This is a genomic window from Gemmatimonadetes bacterium SCN 70-22 (assembly GCA_001724275.1).
Lineage (GTDB): Bacteria > Gemmatimonadota > Gemmatimonadetes > Gemmatimonadales > Gemmatimonadaceae > SCN-70-22.
Window position 1 is genome coordinate 19,195 of sequence record MEDZ01000015.1, and the last position, 15,261, is coordinate 34,455.

Sequence of the window (15,261 nt, forward strand, 5' to 3'; positions counted from 1 at the left end):
GAACGAATCAGAGTCCGTAGATCGCGCCGCCGGGATACTCGGCCACGCCGCCCAACTGCTCCTCGATGCGCAGGAGCTGGTTGTACTTGGCAACACGGTCCGTGCGAGATGCGCTCCCCGTCTTGATCTGGCCGGCGCCGGTACCGACCGCGAGGTCGGCGATGAAGGTGTCCTCCGTCTCGCCGCTGCGGTGCGAGATGATCGACAGGTACCCCGCCGCGCGCGCCATCTCGATGGCCTCGAGCGTTTCGGTCAGCGTCCCGATCTGGTTCACCTTGATCAGGATCGAGTTGCCCACGCCGCTCTCGATCCCCTTGGCGAGCCGCTCGGTGTTGGTCACGAAGAGGTCGTCCCCCACCAGCTGCACGCGGTCGCCGAGTTGCGCGGTGAGGACGGACCAGCCCTCCCAGTCGTCCTCGGCGAGCCCGTCCTCGATGGAGACGATGGGGTACTCGTCGAGCCACTGCGCGTACAGGTCGACCATCCCCTTCGCGTCGCGTGTCCCCGCCCCGCTCTTCTTGAACGTGTAGTGCTTCGCCTTCTTGTCGAACAGCTCCGACGCGGCGCAATCGAGGGCGAGGGCCACCTCCTTGCCCGGTGCGTAGCCGGCCGATTCGATCGCCTCGATCACGACCTTCAGCGCATCCTCATCGCTCTTGAGGTCGGGAGCGAAGCCCCCCTCGTCGCCGACGCCGGTCGAGAGCTTCCGTTTCACGAGCACCTGCTTGAGCGCGTGGAAGACCTCCGCCCCCATCCGCAGCGCGTCGGCAAAGGTCTCGGCGCCAACCGGGACGATCATGTACTCCTGGAAGTCGACCGTGTTGGTGGCGTGCGCACCACCGTTCAGGATGTTCATCAAGGGCACCGGCATGGTGCGCGCCAGCGGACCGCCAAGGTAGCGATACAGCGGGAGCCCGCTCTCCACCGCGGCGGCACGGGACACGGCCATCGAGACGCCCAGGATCGCGTTGGCGCCCAGCTTTTCCTTGTTGGGCGTGCCGTCCAGGTCGAGCATCGTGCGGTCGATCTCCACCTGTTCGGTCGGATCCATCCCGCGCAGCGCAGGGCCGATCTTGTCGATGACGTTCTGGACCGCGTGCTGGACCCCCTTGCCGAGGTAACGCTTGGCATCGCCGTCACGCAGTTCCAGCGCCTCGTGCTCGCCCGTGGAGGCGCCGCTCGGGACGGCGGCGCGTCCCGCGGCCCCGCTCTGCAGCGTGACGTCGACTTCGATGGTGGGATTTCCCCGGCTGTCGAGGATTTCGCGGGCGTGGATGTCGAGGATGGTGCTCATGGTGAATGAGAAGACGAGAAGACGAGAAGACGAGAAGACGAGAAGACGAGAAGACGAAAAGTCCTTCAGTCGGCGATGGTCGCGCTCAAGCGCCGGCTGGGCGTCGTGCTGTCGATACCGTAGTGCTCGCGAAGCGCGTCGGCCATGCGATCCCAGGTGAGTTGGGCCAGTTCATTGCGCTCCTCGTAGGAGTGACCCGCAGTGAAGATCTCCTCCAGGAAGTGGATGTGCACGTCGCCGCGGCGCACCCGCCATGCCCCCTTCGGATGCACGGCGATGGTTCCGTGCACGAGCGTGGGCACGATGGGGACGCCAGCCGCAACGGCGAGGACGAACGGCCCCTTCTTGAACGGGCGCAGCTCGTAGCGCTCGCCGCGGGTTCCCTCGGGGCAGACAATGACCGACGCGCCCTGCCGGATGCTCTCCGCCGCCTTCTCGTACTGGGCGAAGGCCGCCTTCCGGTTGTTGCGCTCGATGAAGATCACCCCGGCCGCCCGCGCGGCGGGGCCGAAGATCGGGATGCGCGCCAGCTCGGCCTTGGCGATCCACTTGCTCCGCGGCAGCACGGACGCCAGCGCGAAGACGTCGTACCACGACACGTGGTTCGAGACGTAGATGCGCGAGCTTCCGTGCCTGATGCGCTCGGGGTGATGCAGGTGCAACCGCACCCCGCCGGCCCACAGGAGCATGCGGGCCCACACGCGCGGCGCCCAGTCGAAGATCGAGCCGTCACGGTCGGGAACGCGCAGCAGCGCGGCAAGGAAGACCAGCCCCCCGAGGGTAGGCGTGGCCACGAGAAACGTCAGGCCGACGAGGAGCGCGCGCATCACGACGAAAAGTGGTCGTGCCCCACACCGAGGTCAACGCGCTCGCCGCTCCCCGCGCGCGACGCCACCACGACCGGCACCTCGGCACGACGCGCGCGCCCGATTTCACTGAGCGGGAGCGCGAACGTCCGCGCGAACGCGTCGACATCGAGCGGGTGGGGCGCCGCGACGACGAGTTCGTATTCCTCGCCGCCGTGCGTCGCATCCGAGAAGGTGCATCCGCGCATGACCGGTATCCGGTCGGCGTCGATCCGCAGTTCGAGCCCGCTCGCGACCGCCAGGTGCTGCAGCTCCGAGGCCAGGCCGTCGGAGATGTCGATGAGGGCGCGGACGCCGTGCTGCGCCAGCCACGCCGCCTCCGCCAGGCGCGGGCGCGGCCGCGCGAAGCGCTCGCGCAGCGCTTGCTCGGGCACCTCTCCGCGCTCCAGCGCCCGCAGGGCCGCCGATGGCCCGCCAAGCACGCCGGTCACATAAATGATGTCACCCGCCGCCACGGCATCGCGTCGCGCCGGGACCGCCGTCGAGCCGATCACCGTGATGGCGACGGCGAGCTGTCGGCCACGCGTGATGTCACCGCCCACGATCGGCGTCCCCGTCTGGCGGGCGGCATCGCCGATGCCGTCGGCGAGCGCCTCGACCTCCGCCATCGACGCCTCGGGAATCGTGAGGGCGACGACCATCCCGCGCGGTGCCGCGGCCATGGCCGCCAGGTCGCTCAGGGCGGCCGCGCTGGCGCGGTACCCGAACTCGCGAAGGGAGAGCCATTCCCGCCGAAAGTGCACCCCCTCCACCGATGCGTCGGTGCTCACCACCACCCGTTCGCCTGCGGGGACGTCGAGGATCGCCGCGTCGTCACCGACTCCGCGGGCCAGCTCGCCCCAACGCGCCAGCATGGCGCGCACGAGGTCGAACTCACGTCCGGGGCCCAGCCCGATGTGCGTCGAATGCACGACGGCGCCGTCAGCCTTGGCCGATGGCCGGGAGGCGCGCCATGACGCCGACGTCGACGGGATCGGAGTCGCCCCACGCCATCCCCAGGGCACGCACGACGTCGTCGAGCACGATCCCGCGAGCCGGCCGCCCCGCGTTGGCGATCTCCCCTGCCCGGCCGTGCGCAAAGGCCGCGCAGGCGGCGGCGGCGAACGGATCACCCGTCTGCGCCAGCAGCGTCGCCGCGATCCCTCCCACGATGTCGCCGCTCCCCGCCGTCGCGAGCACGGGGGTCCCCCTCGCGCTCACCATCGAGGTGCCATCGGGGGCCGTGATGACGGTCGGGACCCCCTTCAGCAGGACCACCGCGTGCAGCGCACGCGCGAGTCGCGCCCCGATGTCGAACCGCTCTTCGAGGACCGTGTCGACGTCGACGCCGATCAGCCGCGCGAATTCGAGCGGGTGCGGCGTCACGATGGCCGGTCGTCCGTCGAGGAGGTCGCCAAGCGCCGCCTCATCGCCAGCGAACGCGTTCAGCGCGTCGGCATCCAGGACCACGGGCCCCGTCCACTCCGACAGCCAGCGGGTCACCCGTTCGCGCGCCGCGGCGTCACCGCCCAGCCCGGGGCCGATCAGGACGGCGTGAGGCCACGCGACCAGCGTGCGATCGGGATCGCCGTCGGGCCAGGTCACCGCCGTCGCCTCCGGGACGCCCCCCTGCAACGGTGTCAGGCTCGCCTCGTGGACGCACAGCTTGACCATCCCCACTCCCGAGCGCAGGGCGCCGTGTGCGGCCAACCCGACGGCTCCCGCCATGCCGCGGTCGCCACCGACGATCAGGATCCTCCGTCGCGTTCCCTTGTGGGACTCGGCCGGCATCGGGGGTACGTGGTGGGCGAACCACGCCGGGTCGACGAGCGTTGGCGCCCCATCGGCGAGGGCGGCATGCCTCCCCAATCCGATGTCGACGACGAGGAGTTCGCCGCAGGGCGAGCGCGACAGGAGGTGCCCGCGCTTGACGGTGCCGAAGGTGATGGTGGTGTCGGCGACGACGCCCCCCTCCGCCATCTCGCCCGTGGTGGCGTCGAGCCCGGTGGGAAGGTCGAGCGCCACCAGGCGCGCGCCGCGACGCCGCTCCGCATTGGCGTAGGCCGCGAGCTCGGCGATCGCCCCGCGCAGGGCGCCGCGGGCCCCCGTCCCCAGCAAGGCATCCACCACCAGGTCGGGGGGGGCGTCGGGGGTGCCTAACGACACGACGCCCAGCGCCTCGTCCCGCGCGGTCGCGGCGTCGCCGCTGCGCGGTTCGCCCGCGGCCCGCACGTGCACCGACATCCCGGCGCGAGCCAGCGCGGCCGCGACGATCCAGCCGTCCCCCCCGTTGTTGCCGGGGCCGCAACACACCACCGCACGCTGCCCCGCCTCAGGCGGGCACAGGGCGCGAATGGCATGCGCCGCGCCGAGGCCGGCGCGGCGCATCAACTGCATCGAAGGGACTCCGGCGGCAATTGCCGCCGCGTCGCGTGCCGCGGCCTGCTCGGCTGTCACGACGTGGACCGTCATCGGGCTGGCCGCGGCCGGGGGACGCCGCGGCCTACTTGTGGGACTGGCCGACCGTCCGTCCGAAGCTGATCTCGCCGTTGTCGATACGGATGTTGAAGCCGCACTCCGGGTTGCTGCACACCCACGCCTTGTAGGTGATCGGCGCGCCGTCGCGTCCGTAGTCGCTGAGAGGGAGCAGCACGCCCTTCTCGCACTTCTGGCATTGCGGAAATTCCATGTTTTGGGTCACTGCGCCTCCAAGCGCATGAGGGGAGGACGCGTCGCCGGTCGCGACGCGCCGTCAGGCCAGGTGTTCTGCACTCCAGGGATATGCCCGTTCGAAGGCCTGATCGAACTCATAGACGTTGACGAAATCAAGTCGCGAATCGTTCGGCTGCGTCATCAGGAGCCCGAGGTCCACCATCGTGAAGACGATGTCCCCCACGTCCGCCGTCGCCCGGATCCCCCAGTGCTCGAGCACCAGGCGAGCCATGACACCGAACTTCTCCAGCGCCAGGTCGCGCACCGCCGTGGCGAGCTCGCGACCATCCACGTGACGTCGTTCGGCAAGACGAGTGTGGTGAAACTCCAGCGCCGCGAGCACGAAAAGATATGCGTGCTCGTGGTACCGCGTCTCACGCAGGCGGATCTGGTCCCAGATCCCTTCTCGAAAGGCCAACTCTGCCACCTTCGCGAACTCTCCCGCGGGGGTCTCCCGCCCGTTGTTCGGATCGCACAGCGTGGATAAAAATGCGTGCGGGGGGGTGGCTCCACAACTCCCGCGCAGCAGCGGGAACGGGGGGCACCCCTCCTCCCCGCGCCGTCGCTCCCCTAGACGCGCAGGCGCAACCGCGATCATTGTTCGGCCCTCCGGTGCCGCGCACGAGGCGGGGCGCCCACCCATCAGCATGAGGTGTCCCACATGATCGCCTCCATCCGGCGTGCCGCTTGCGCCCTTCCCCTTCTGCTTGCCAGTGCCCAGGGCGTCCGGGCCCAGCATCCGGCCCCGCCCGGGCTCCCGTGGCCGCCCGTCGCCACCTTCTCGATCCTGGGATACGACCCGTCGACCGGCGAGGTGGGGGGGGCGGTGCAGAGTCGCGTCTTCTCCGTCGGGAACGGTGTGCTCTGGGCCGAGGCCGGCGTCGGCGTCGTCGCCACGCAGGCCATCGTCGACGTGAGCTACGGACCGCAGGCGCTCGCACTCCTCCGGCAGGGCCTGTCGCCTAAGGACGTCGTGCAGCGCGTGTGGAGCAGTGACCCCGATCCCCGCCCCGAGGACTGGACGAAGCACGGGCGACAGTTCGCCGTGATGAACGCGTCGGGCGACGTCGCCGCCTACACCGGCCCGCGCGCGAGCGCCTGGGCCGGCGACCGACAGGGGAAGTACTGCTCGGCCCAGGGGAACATCCTGGCGGGCGAGGGCGTGGTGACGGCGATGGTCAAGGCGTTCGAGGAGACGAGCGGCCACCTCTCCCTCCGCCTGCAGGCGGCGCTCGAGGCGGGACAGGCGGCTGGCGGCGACACCCGCGGGATGCAGTCGGCCGCGATGGTGATCGTCAAGAAGGGCGCCGGCGTCTGGCTCAACAACGACGTCGTCCTGCGCCTGCAGGTGGATGATTCCCCCGAGCCCATCAAGGAGCTGCGCCGCTTGGTGGAGAAGGCGGCGGAACAGCGCGAACGGATGCGCCGCTGACCCATCGCCACGGGCGCGGCTCCCTGGCCGCGCCCGCCCCCCCCCGCAGACGCTGGAGGTGCCATGACCGATAGCCCAGCCTCCCTCACCCGACTCGGCCAGGTGGCGATCCCCGCCCGGGACATCGAGCGGGCGATCGCCTTCTATCGCGACATCCTCGGACTCCGGTTCCTGTTCGCGGCACCTCCCGGGCTCGCCTTCTTCGATTGCGGCGGCGTGCGCCTGATGCTCGCCGAGCCCGAGGACGGCGAGGCCTTTCGTCCCGGCTCGGTGCTCTACTACGCCGTGGACGACCTGCCGGCCGCGTACCGGACCCTGGTGGATCGCGGCGTCGCCTTTGCCCAAGGGCCGCATCTGGTGGCGCGGATGCCCGACCATGAACTCTGGATGGCGTTCCTCGACGATTCCGAGGGAAACGTGGTCGCCCTGATGAGCGAGGTACGTTCGCCGCGCTGACGGGCGCAGCCCGCCGCTGGAGCGCGCACGGCGCGGCGGGCCGAAGCGTCGCGCCATGCCGCCGCGCGTGCGGCGCCCCGGCTCCCGTTCCCCTGCGGCCCGGTCAGCTGGCGCGGGTCTCGACGCCGACGACGACCGGGATGCCGTGTCGCACGCTCTCGGTGACGACGCAGAAGTCCTCGAAGATCTCGAGGCAGCGCTTCATGCGCTCCACGTCGCCAGCCGCAACCTCGGGAAACAGCTCCACGTGCAACCCGCCGACGCGGAGGCGCTTGCGCTCGTTGCGCACCAGGGTGCCGCGGGCCTCCACCCGCAGGCCCTTCACCTCGATCCGCGACTTGCGCAGGCAGAAGAGCAGCGACGACGCCAGGCACGACGCCATGGCCGAGGCCAGGGTGCGCGACGGACTGATGTCGGCGCCCTCACCCAAGGGGGGCGTCTCGTCGATGTGGAAGTGGCGCGCCCCGTCGAGCCCCGGATCGACGTCGAATCGATACCCCCCCTCGAGGGTCAGGGTGACGCGAAACTCCCCTTCTCCGTCCGCCGGCGCCGCGCTCCCCGGCGCGGCGCCGGCATCACCAGCCTGTGTCATGTGAAGATGACCTGTCCGCCAGCCGCAAGCTGGTAGAACTGTCCGACGGTGATGATCCCCTCGAGGTCGTCGATGAAGTCCTCGCGGGCAAGGCCGAACATGTCGACCGACGCCTTGCATGCATACAACTTGGCGCCCGAATCGGCCAGCAGCTGGATGAACTCCGGGATGGGCGGGAAGTCGAGCTCCTCCATCTTCTTCTCCATCTGGTGCGTCACGAACGTCGACATGCCGGGAAGCCCCCCCACCATGGTGGGGATGTGCAGCCCGGGGTTGCCGACGGTAGCCACCTTCAGGTGCTCGTTGCGCGCCTTGTTGATGGCGTCCATTCCGAAGAAGGTGAAGAAGACGTTGGCCTCGATCCCCTCCATGCGGGCGCCATTGGCCATGATGAGCGCGGGATACACGCCCTCGAACGAGCCCTTCGAGACGATGATGGAGACCTTCTCAATGGTGCCGGACATGACTGGAAGCTCCAGGTGAGGGCGTCAGATGCAACCGTGGGGTTTCGGGATGCCGCCGAGCTTCGCGGCGAGCTTGGCCGGCCCCTTGGGAAAGAGCTGGTAGAGCGCCTTGATGTCGACGCCCGATTCCTTTCCCAGCGAGCGGATGGTCGGTGCGTCGCCGGTCTCCAGGTACCGCTGGCGCATGAAACGGATCACGAGCCAGTGACGGTCGGTGAGGGTGATGCCCTCCTTGGCGGCAAGCTCCTCGGCCACCGCCTCGTTCCACTGTTCGGGCTTCTGGAGGTAGCCCTCGGCGTCCACGTCGAGCGTGGCGCCGGCAATCGTCATGGTGGTCATGGTGTCCCTGCGTGCATGGGGGATGGGCGGGGGTATGGGCGGCGGTGCCCGGCGGCGCCGTTGGTCGACGTCCCTGTCAGCGCCCGGCGAACTCGGCGGGCGGCTCCTTGCCGGTCATCGTCATCTGCGGCTTGATGCCCGGCATGTCGTGCCCCGGCAGGAGCAAGTTCCAGTAGATCCACTTGAAGGCCATCTTGCCGAGATGGTTGACCTTGCTCTCGCTGAGCAGCGACATCGGTCCGATCCGGGCGAACGGGAACTTCCCGGGGAGCGGCTCGGTGTCGTAGTTGAAGTCGATCAGGAGCGCCTTGTCGAAGCCGGTCTCGATGAAGCAGTTGGCGTGGCCGTCGAAGGCCGGCTCGGGGGGCAGTCCCTCGAGGAAGCGCGCGATGTTCTCCTCGAGGATCTCCCCCTCGAAGTGTGCCACCGAGCCCGCCTTCGATGCCGGGACGTTGGTGGCATCGCCGATCGCGAAGATCGAGGGGGAGAGCTTGCTCTGCAGCGTGTGATGGTCGGTCTTCACGAAGCCGGCATCGTCACCCAGCCCCGGGGTGTGCTTCACGAAGTCCGCCCCCTGGTGCAGCGGGATGCTCACCAGAATGTCGAACGGGACCTCGCGCTCGTCCCACGAGGCGAGCACTCCCGCTTCACCGTCCACGCGCCCGGCGTTGAACTCGGTCAGCAGATGGACGTGCTTCTCGTCGAGCAGATAGCTGAGCGCACGGGTGCAGATGGGCTTGGTGAAGGCGCCATCGAGCGGCGTCGCATAGGTGATGTCCACCCGGTCGCGAATCCCTCGCATGGTGAAGAACCAGTCGGCGAGGAAGGCGAACTCGAGGGGGGCCACCGGACACTTGATGGGCATCTCGACGACGTTGATCACGAGCCGTCCCCCGCCCCAGTTGGCGAACGCATTGGCGAGCGCCGTCGCCCCTTCCAGGGTGTAGAAATCGAACATCTTCGTGCGCCAGCCGGGGCCGGTGAGTCCTTCCGTCTCATCGGGGGCGATGCGCGTCCCGCTGGCAATGATGCAGGCGTCGTAGGGGATCCGTTCCCCGTCGGACAGCTCGACCTCCTGCGACTCCGGGTGCAGGCGCTGCACCACCGCGGCCACGTACTCCACCTTGTCGTGCAACTGCGCGCGGCGCGAGCGCACGATCTCGTCCGGATGGTAGATCCCGAAGGGGATGAACAGCAGCCCGGGCTGGTAGACGTGCTGGTCGTCCTGGTCGATGACGGTGATCTGCGTGGCGCCGCGGGCGACCTCCGACGCGTACCGGCGACGCAGGCGATTCGCCATGATCGTCCCGGCGGTACCTGCACCCAGGATCACGATGCGTGACATGGTTCCTCCCACGGGTCTCGGCCGACCCCTTCCGGCGACGCTCTACTGCTCAACCGAACATTCATATGGAAGATCGAAAGCTGCCATCAGGCGATCGGATTTCCGCCTGTCAGGGAGGCGATGACGCATGAACGGCTCGTCGATGGCGGCGCGAGGCGCAGTCCCTGGACGTCCCTTGAGGGGGCTGCCGGCCTGCACTAGCCTTCGCCGACGCGGGGGGGACGGCGGCGCCGCATCGCATCGCCCCCCCTTCGACGACCTTCCCGCTTCGTTAGGCATGCCCCTGCGTCTTCCCTCACGCTCCCGCTCCGCCCGTCTCGCGCTCCTGCTGGCCGTCCTCGGAGGGGCGGTGCCCGTGCGCGCGTCCGCGCAGGTCAACAATTGCATCCCGCCCACCGGGCACGCCGAACCGGTCGGGTCGCTCGACGCGTTGCGCGGATCGTTCCTGGTCATCGCCTACGGCACCAGCGGACCGCGGAAGGGGCGGATCACGTCGGGGACGCTGGAACTCGCCCCCGCCCCGGCGGAGATGCGCCGCGAAGGGACGCTCATGATCGGATCCTCGAGTCTCGACCTGGCGCGCGTCGGCGGACGATTCTCCGGCTCGCTGCGGTCGCGCGACCCGGGGGCGCCCGGAGTCACGCTCGAGGCGCCGCCCGGAGGGGGGCGCGCGACGCTGACCTTCGGCTCGGTGCGCACCCGGACGTCCGCCGGCGAACTTGCCGTGCCGGTCACGCGCTTCGAGCTGGCGGAGCGGTCGCTGCGCGGCTACCGCGGCTACTGGCGCACCCACGGCGCTGGGGGGCACAGCGCCGCGGGTTATTTCTGCGCGACGCGGTTCTAGTGCCCCGCTTCCCCACGTGGCGGGCAGCGGCGGGGCGCGCGAAGGCCACCGCCTCCCGCCCCATCCCCGCACCTCCCCCGCGCCCGGCCCTCGTGGCGAGCGCCGGGCGCTCGTGGCGCCGCGTCCGTGTCCCCGCCGTCGCGCGCCTGCTGCTGCTCGGCGTCGCCGTCGCGGGGTGTGCGGGGCGCACGCCCGTGCGCCTGTCGGCGTCGTCCGTCGGCACCGCCGTGCAGGTGTCGGGACACTTCACCGGGGCAGTGTCGATCGAGGACGACGTGCTGACGTTGCATCTGGACACCGCGGACGTGCAGTACCTCGGCTTGCAGCCGGGCGATGCGACCGCGCTCGAGGGGGTCACCCTCCGCGCCGTCGTGGCCGCCGACTCGTCGGGGCGCGGGATCCCGATGGGGGTGAGCGGGGCGCTGGCGGTGGCCGACGTGCTGCGCGCCGGCGAGCGGCGTGCCCTCGCCCCTCGGCAGCTGGCGGTCCCGCTCCCGCCGGGCGGGCGGGTGCGGGACCTCTGGCTCGCCTTCCAGCTGCGCGGCACCGCGCGGCCGCCGGGGGGCGAGCCGGCGCTCGTGATCGCGTACGCCTGCAGTGCGTCCAACGTGCTGGGCGACACCCGGGGGGCGCGCGCGCGCGCGCGCCGGATGCGGGCCGACCCTGCCGCGGGGTGCCGGTTGTAGCTGCAACGCCGGGGGGGCGGTTGCGGCTGGCAGCCCCGGGAAAGGCGCTCCCGGGGGGGAGCCCGCTGCCCGCTCTTTGGGGGCGAGGTTACGGCGCACGCCAGAATCGTTACATTTTCCCCGACGCCCCCACACTTCCCTGGGCCGTCACTCATCACTCCCACCCTTGGAGTGCCGTATGCCTGGACGTAAGCGCGACACGCGGTTCTCGTCGCGGCGCCAGCCGGCTCGTTATGCGGGCGCCGCCAATCGCAAGGGCAGCGACAACTTCGCGTCGAAGCTGACGGAGAAGGATGTCAGCCGGGCCCGCCAGATGCACAAGCGCGGCGTGCCGTTGCACGAGCTCGCCGACAAGTTCGGCGTGCACGCTTCCACGATGTCCCGGGCGCTGCGCAAGCTGACATTCCGGCACGTCCGGTGAGGCCGGTCGCGTGGTGAGGGGGGGCCGCATTCGCCGCGGCCTTGGGGCCGTGGCGATCTTCCTCACCGCGATCGCCCTGCAGCAGGCCTCGACCCGCCCCTGGGGATGGGGGAGCGCCAGCGACGGCTCGCGATACGAGCTGTCGCCCGTGGGGCTGTCCCGCCTCGAGGGGGGCGACGCGACGCGACGCGACGCCTCGGCGCGCACGGACTGCCGCTGGTGGCCGGTGTACGGCGACCCGGCGCTGTGCGGCGTGCGACCGGACGGCGAGGCAGCATATCGCCGCCTGCGTCTGGCCTACCCCGCCCTGCAGGTCGCCATGTGGCTCGCGGTCGCGAGCCTGCTCCTGCAAACGTTGCGGATTCCGCGCCAGCGCCTGTGGCAGGGCGCGGCCCCACTCGCCACCTGCGCCCTCTCCGCCGCGGGCGTGCACTTCGTGTCGCGTGAGGCACCACGGGCGTTGAACGCCCTGCAGCAGGTCGACCTGCACTTCGGCGAGTTCGGCTTCGTGTGCGGCGTGGCCGCGGTGGTGCTGAGCGGCTTCAGCGCGCTCGTGGCGCTGCGCGAGCCGCCCCCACCGGTGAGCGACCCCTGATGGGGGTCGCCTTCGCGATGGCCGCCGCCCTTGCCCTCGGCGCCACGCTCCCGGCAGCCGTCGGTCGGGTCCCGGGGCCACGCCCCCCCATGCCGCAGCGTCCGGCCCCGATCCCGGTCTCCCCCGACTCCGCCCGCGCCGACTCGGCGGCCTTCGCCGCGCTCCCTCCGGGCGTGCGCACAGTGCTCGACATTCGTGCACAGCTGCAACCCGACGGGGCGGATCCCGGACTGGCCTGCGTCCCGCTCAGCACCACCTCCGACGGGAGCCGACGGCAGCGCGTGCAGGGACGACTCGACGGGCTCGGCGTCGTGGTCTTCGCGCGCGCCAGCCGCACCGGCGTCCTGTCGCGCGTCGAGTTCGTGCGACGGCTCCCCGGCGGGGGGCAGCACGGCTACACCTGGGACGCCGCGGGCGATGCCACGACGGCGATGGAGTGGCCGCCCGGATCGAGCGAGGCCGTGTCGCACCCGGTCCCGAAGGGGTCACCCATACCGCGCGCGGTGCGAGGACTCGGGCGCCTCGTCCTGGCGTGGCCCTGCCGGGACGGCTAGCGCGCCGAGCCGCGGCGCCCTGCACCGTTTCGCACGGGAGTGCACCGGTGTATCGTCCCTGCGCGGCACAGCCGCGCCGGCGGTGCATGCCATCCCGATTCCCTCCACGCCCTTCGCTCCATGTCGCTCGCCCGCAACGCCCTCCTTCGGGCCTCGAAGTCCCAGTGGCTGGCCTCCCAGATGACCCAGCGGGCGTTCGCCCGCCGCGCCGTCAAGCGCTTCATGCCAGGCGAACGTCTCGAGGACGCGCTCGACGCGGCCCAGGGGCTCGCGCCGGCGCGCATCGGGACCATCATCACGCGCCTGGGGGAGACACTGACCGGTGAGCGCAACAGCGACGAGGTGCGGGAGCACTACCGATCGGCGTTGGGGGCGATCGCCCAGCGCGGCCTTCCGACCGAGCTCTCGGTCAAGCCGACGCAGCTGGGGCTCGACGAGTCGGTGGAGGAGTGCGTGCGGCAGCTCACACCGCTCGTCGCCGCATCGGCACAACAGGGGCGCACGCTCTGGATCGACATGGAGGACTCGAGCTACGTGGACCGCACGCTCGCGCTCTACGAGCAGCTCAAGGAGGGCCACGACAAGGTCGGACTCTGCCTGCAGTCCTACCTGTTCCGCACCCCCGCTGACCTCGAGCGCCTGCTGGCCATCAAGCCGGCGATCCGCCTGGTGAAGGGCGCCTATGCCGAGCCGGCCACCGTGGCCTTCCCGGCCAAGAAGGACACCGACGCCCAGTACGTATCGTTAGGCATCCGCCTCCTCGAGGCGGCCCGGACGGGCGGGGCCTTCCCTGTCTTCGGGACCCACGACATGGCGATCGTCAACCACCTCGTGGCCCGGGCCGCCGAACTGGGCGTGGCGCCGGGGCAGTTCGAGGTGCACATGCTGTACGGCATCCGTTCGGCCGAGCAGCGGGCGCTGGCGGAGCAGGGGCACGCGGTCCGCTGCCTGATCAGCTATGGGAACAACTGGTTCCCCTGGTACATGCGCCGCCTGGCGGAGCGCCCGGCCAACGTCTGGTTCGTGGTGCGCAGCACCTTCATGTGACGGAGCGCGCCGGCACACCGCGCGACCGCCCCCCGCGCGACCGCGGTCGCGCCTGGCGATGGCTCGCGTGGTGTGCCGGCGCGCTCCTCTGCGTCACACAATACGCCGCGCAGCGCACGCTCTGGGTCGACGAACTGGCGCTCACGCGCAACATCCTCGATCGCCCGCTCGCGGATCTCGTCACCCGTCCCCTGGCGTTCGACCAGGTCGCCCCCGCGGGATTCCTCGTCCTGCAGAAGGGCGTGGTCGCCACCCTCGGCGACTCGGAGCTGGCACTGCGCGCCGTGCCGTTCGCGATGGCGCTCGCCGCGCTCGCCCTGGTCGGCGCCCTGGGACGCGTCCTGATCGGCGGGTGGGCCAGCGCCATTCCCGTGCTGCTGCTCGGGGGCTCCGGGCGGATGATCTGGCTCTCGTCGCAGGCCAAGCAATACTCCACGGACCTTGCCGTCACGGCCGCCCTCCTCCTGGTCGCGGTCACGGTCCCGGCCTGGCGAACGCGGGGGCGCTGGCGATGGCTGGCGCTGCTGGTGGGACTCGTCGCCCCGTGGCTCTCCCAGCCATCGATCTTCTCCCTGTCGGCCGCCCTCCTGGGGGTGGTACTCGATGACCGCCGACCGGGGCAGTCGCCGCACCGATTCACCCGGCGCCTGGTCGCCGCGTGGGCGGTGTCGGCCCTGGCCGCCGTCATCGTCGCGCGAGCTCGCGTGACGCCGGAGACCATGTCGTTCATGCGCGCGTACTGGGCGGCGGGCTTCGCCCCCATCCCTCCGATGGGGTGGGGAGACCTGAAGTGGCCGCTGCACGTCGTGCGCCTCCTCGTGCGCGACATCGTGAACGGCGCGTGGAGCTATACCTACCTTGGCGTTGCAGCGCTCGGGGGGTGGGAACTGTTCCGGCGCTCGCGGACCACCGCCCTCGTCCTCGTGCTGCCGATGGCGGCCGCGTTCGGCGCGGCGACCCTGCGCCTCTACCCGCTGGCGGACCGCCTGGCGTTCTTCCTTTCACCGATCGTGGTCGTGCTGATGGGGGCCGGCATCGCCGCCGTGGCACGCGGGCTGGCGGAATTGCGGGGGAGCCTCCGCCCGGCGGCGCTGCTCCTGGTGGCCCTCCCCGCCGTGCCGCTCCTCGACCACCGCCCACCGTACGCGATCCAGCACCTCTCCCCCCTTCTCGGCACGTTGCGCCAGCAGCTGCGGCCCGGCGACCGCGTGTACGTGCCGTACGGAGGCTGGCAGGCGTGGACGCACTACGCCCCCCGGGCCGGGATCGCGGCCGACGTGATCCTCGGCCGCTGTCACGACCGGGACCTCGCGGCCTATGGCGCCGAGACCGAGCGGCTGCAAGGCGCGTCGCGCGGCTGGATCCTGTTCGTCCCCGCGGGGCGCCTGCAGGACGCCTCGGTCATCCTGCGTCATGCCGACCGCCTGGGGACGCCACGCGCGCATTGGGTGCGCGAGGACCGTGATGCCGCGGGACGGCCGCGCACCGTGGCCCTCTACCTGTACGACCTGCACCCGGTCGCCGACGGCCAGGGAGGACGACCGACGCCGTCCCTGGCCGCGACGGCGGCGGGGTGCCGGGGGGCCGCGGTCGACCGGTGACCCGACGCCGCCCGGCACCAGGGGCGGCGGCCAC

At 71.0% G+C, this 15,261-nt stretch carries 19 protein-coding genes; 9 read left to right on the top strand and 10 right to left on the bottom strand.

The genetic code is table 11. The features are described 5' to 3' along the window. Positions 1–7 precede the first annotated feature (7 nt). From ABS52_09125 to ABS52_09150, 6 genes are all read right to left on the bottom strand, one after another. Positions 8–1,294, bottom strand: coding sequence for a phosphopyruvate hydratase (locus tag ABS52_09125; protein ID ODT03364.1), 1,287 nt, complete (start codon positions 1,292–1,294; stop codon positions 8–10). 65 nt (positions 1,295–1,359) lie between these two features. Further along, positions 1,360–2,121, bottom strand: a complete 762-nt coding sequence (locus ABS52_09130) for a hypothetical protein (GenBank protein ODT03365.1) — start codon at positions 2,119–2,121, stop codon at positions 1,360–1,362. Further along, positions 2,121–3,071 carry a thiamine-phosphate kinase gene (locus ABS52_09135; protein ODT03366.1) on the bottom strand — a complete coding sequence of 317 codons (951 nt, stop codon included), beginning with the start codon at positions 3,069–3,071 and terminating at the stop codon, positions 2,121–2,123. Before ABS52_09135 ends, ABS52_09130 begins: the two co-directional genes overlap by 1 nt. A 10-nt stretch (positions 3,072–3,081) precedes the next feature. Then, positions 3,082–4,611, bottom strand: a complete 1,530-nt coding sequence (locus tag ABS52_09140; GenBank protein ODT03367.1) for a hypothetical protein — start codon at positions 4,609–4,611, stop codon at positions 3,082–3,084. 31 nt (positions 4,612–4,642) lie between these two features. Continuing rightward, positions 4,643–4,828 carry a hypothetical protein gene (locus ABS52_09145; GenBank protein ID ODT03368.1) on the bottom strand — a complete coding sequence of 62 codons (186 nt, stop codon included), beginning with the start codon at positions 4,826–4,828 and terminating at the stop codon, positions 4,643–4,645. A gap of 63 nt (positions 4,829–4,891) precedes the next feature. After that, positions 4,892–5,278, bottom strand: a complete 387-nt coding sequence (locus ABS52_09150) for a hypothetical protein (GenBank protein ID ODT03369.1) — start codon at positions 5,276–5,278, stop codon at positions 4,892–4,894. Between the two features lie 357 nt (positions 5,279–5,635). Between ABS52_09150 and ABS52_09155 the strand changes: the two genes are divergently transcribed. Then, on the top strand, positions 5,636–6,283 hold the full coding sequence (locus tag ABS52_09155) for a hypothetical protein (protein ID ODT03478.1): 648 nt from the start codon (positions 5,636–5,638) through the stop codon (positions 6,281–6,283). A 63-nt stretch (positions 6,284–6,346) separates the two neighbouring features. Then, the gene (locus tag ABS52_09160; protein ID ODT03370.1) at positions 6,347–6,739 is read left to right on the top strand and encodes a hypothetical protein; all 393 of its coding nucleotides are present in this window, start codon (positions 6,347–6,349) and stop codon (positions 6,737–6,739) included. 103 nt (positions 6,740–6,842) lie between these two features. On the opposite strand, the gene ABS52_09165 is transcribed toward ABS52_09160, so the two are convergent. The 4 genes from ABS52_09165 to ABS52_09180 form a co-directional block, all read right to left on the bottom strand. After that, positions 6,843–7,331, bottom strand: coding sequence for a hypothetical protein (locus tag ABS52_09165; GenBank protein ODT03371.1), 489 nt, complete (start codon positions 7,329–7,331; stop codon positions 6,843–6,845). After that, the gene (locus ABS52_09170) at positions 7,328–7,795 is read right to left on the bottom strand and encodes a hypothetical protein (protein ID ODT03372.1); all 468 of its coding nucleotides are present in this window, start codon (positions 7,793–7,795) and stop codon (positions 7,328–7,330) included. Before ABS52_09170 ends, ABS52_09165 begins: the two co-directional genes overlap by 4 nt. 24 nt (positions 7,796–7,819) lie before the next feature. After that, complete coding sequence (locus tag ABS52_09175) at positions 7,820–8,134, bottom strand: sulfur relay protein DsrC (GenBank protein ODT03373.1); 315 nt, start codon at positions 8,132–8,134, stop codon at positions 7,820–7,822. Positions 8,135–8,210: 76 nt separating this feature from the next. After that, positions 8,211–9,479 carry an oxidoreductase gene (locus ABS52_09180; GenBank protein ID ODT03374.1) on the bottom strand — a complete coding sequence of 423 codons (1,269 nt, stop codon included), beginning with the start codon at positions 9,477–9,479 and terminating at the stop codon, positions 8,211–8,213. A 277-nt stretch (positions 9,480–9,756) separates the two neighbouring features. On the opposite strand from ABS52_09180, the gene ABS52_09185 reads away from it, so the two are divergent. The 7 genes from ABS52_09185 to ABS52_09215 all read left to right on the top strand — a co-directional run bounded on the left by ABS52_09185 (position 9,757) and on the right by ABS52_09215 (position 15,227). Further along, positions 9,757–10,323 carry a hypothetical protein gene (locus ABS52_09185; protein ID ODT03375.1) on the top strand — a complete coding sequence of 189 codons (567 nt, stop codon included), beginning with the start codon at positions 9,757–9,759 and terminating at the stop codon, positions 10,321–10,323. A gap of 92 nt (positions 10,324–10,415) precedes the next feature. Then, positions 10,416–11,009, top strand: a complete 594-nt coding sequence (locus ABS52_09190) for a hypothetical protein (GenBank protein ODT03376.1) — start codon at positions 10,416–10,418, stop codon at positions 11,007–11,009. Positions 11,010–11,187: 178 nt separating this feature from the next. After that, positions 11,188–11,430 carry a hypothetical protein gene (locus ABS52_09195; protein ID ODT03377.1) on the top strand — a complete coding sequence of 81 codons (243 nt, stop codon included), beginning with the start codon at positions 11,188–11,190 and terminating at the stop codon, positions 11,428–11,430. A gap of 49 nt (positions 11,431–11,479) precedes the next feature. Continuing rightward, the gene (locus ABS52_09200) at positions 11,480–12,025 is read left to right on the top strand and encodes a hypothetical protein (GenBank protein ODT03378.1); all 546 of its coding nucleotides are present in this window, start codon (positions 11,480–11,482) and stop codon (positions 12,023–12,025) included. A gap of 17 nt (positions 12,026–12,042) precedes the next feature. Then, positions 12,043–12,579, top strand: a complete 537-nt coding sequence (locus tag ABS52_09205) for a hypothetical protein (GenBank protein ID ODT03379.1) — start codon at positions 12,043–12,045, stop codon at positions 12,577–12,579. A gap of 120 nt (positions 12,580–12,699) precedes the next feature. Next, complete coding sequence (locus tag ABS52_09210) at positions 12,700–13,626, top strand: hypothetical protein (protein ID ODT03380.1); 927 nt, start codon at positions 12,700–12,702, stop codon at positions 13,624–13,626. Then, positions 13,623–15,227, top strand: a complete 1,605-nt coding sequence (locus ABS52_09215; protein ODT03381.1) for a hypothetical protein — start codon at positions 13,623–13,625, stop codon at positions 15,225–15,227. Before ABS52_09210 ends, ABS52_09215 begins: the two co-directional genes overlap by 4 nt. Positions 15,228–15,261 lie beyond the last annotated feature (34 nt).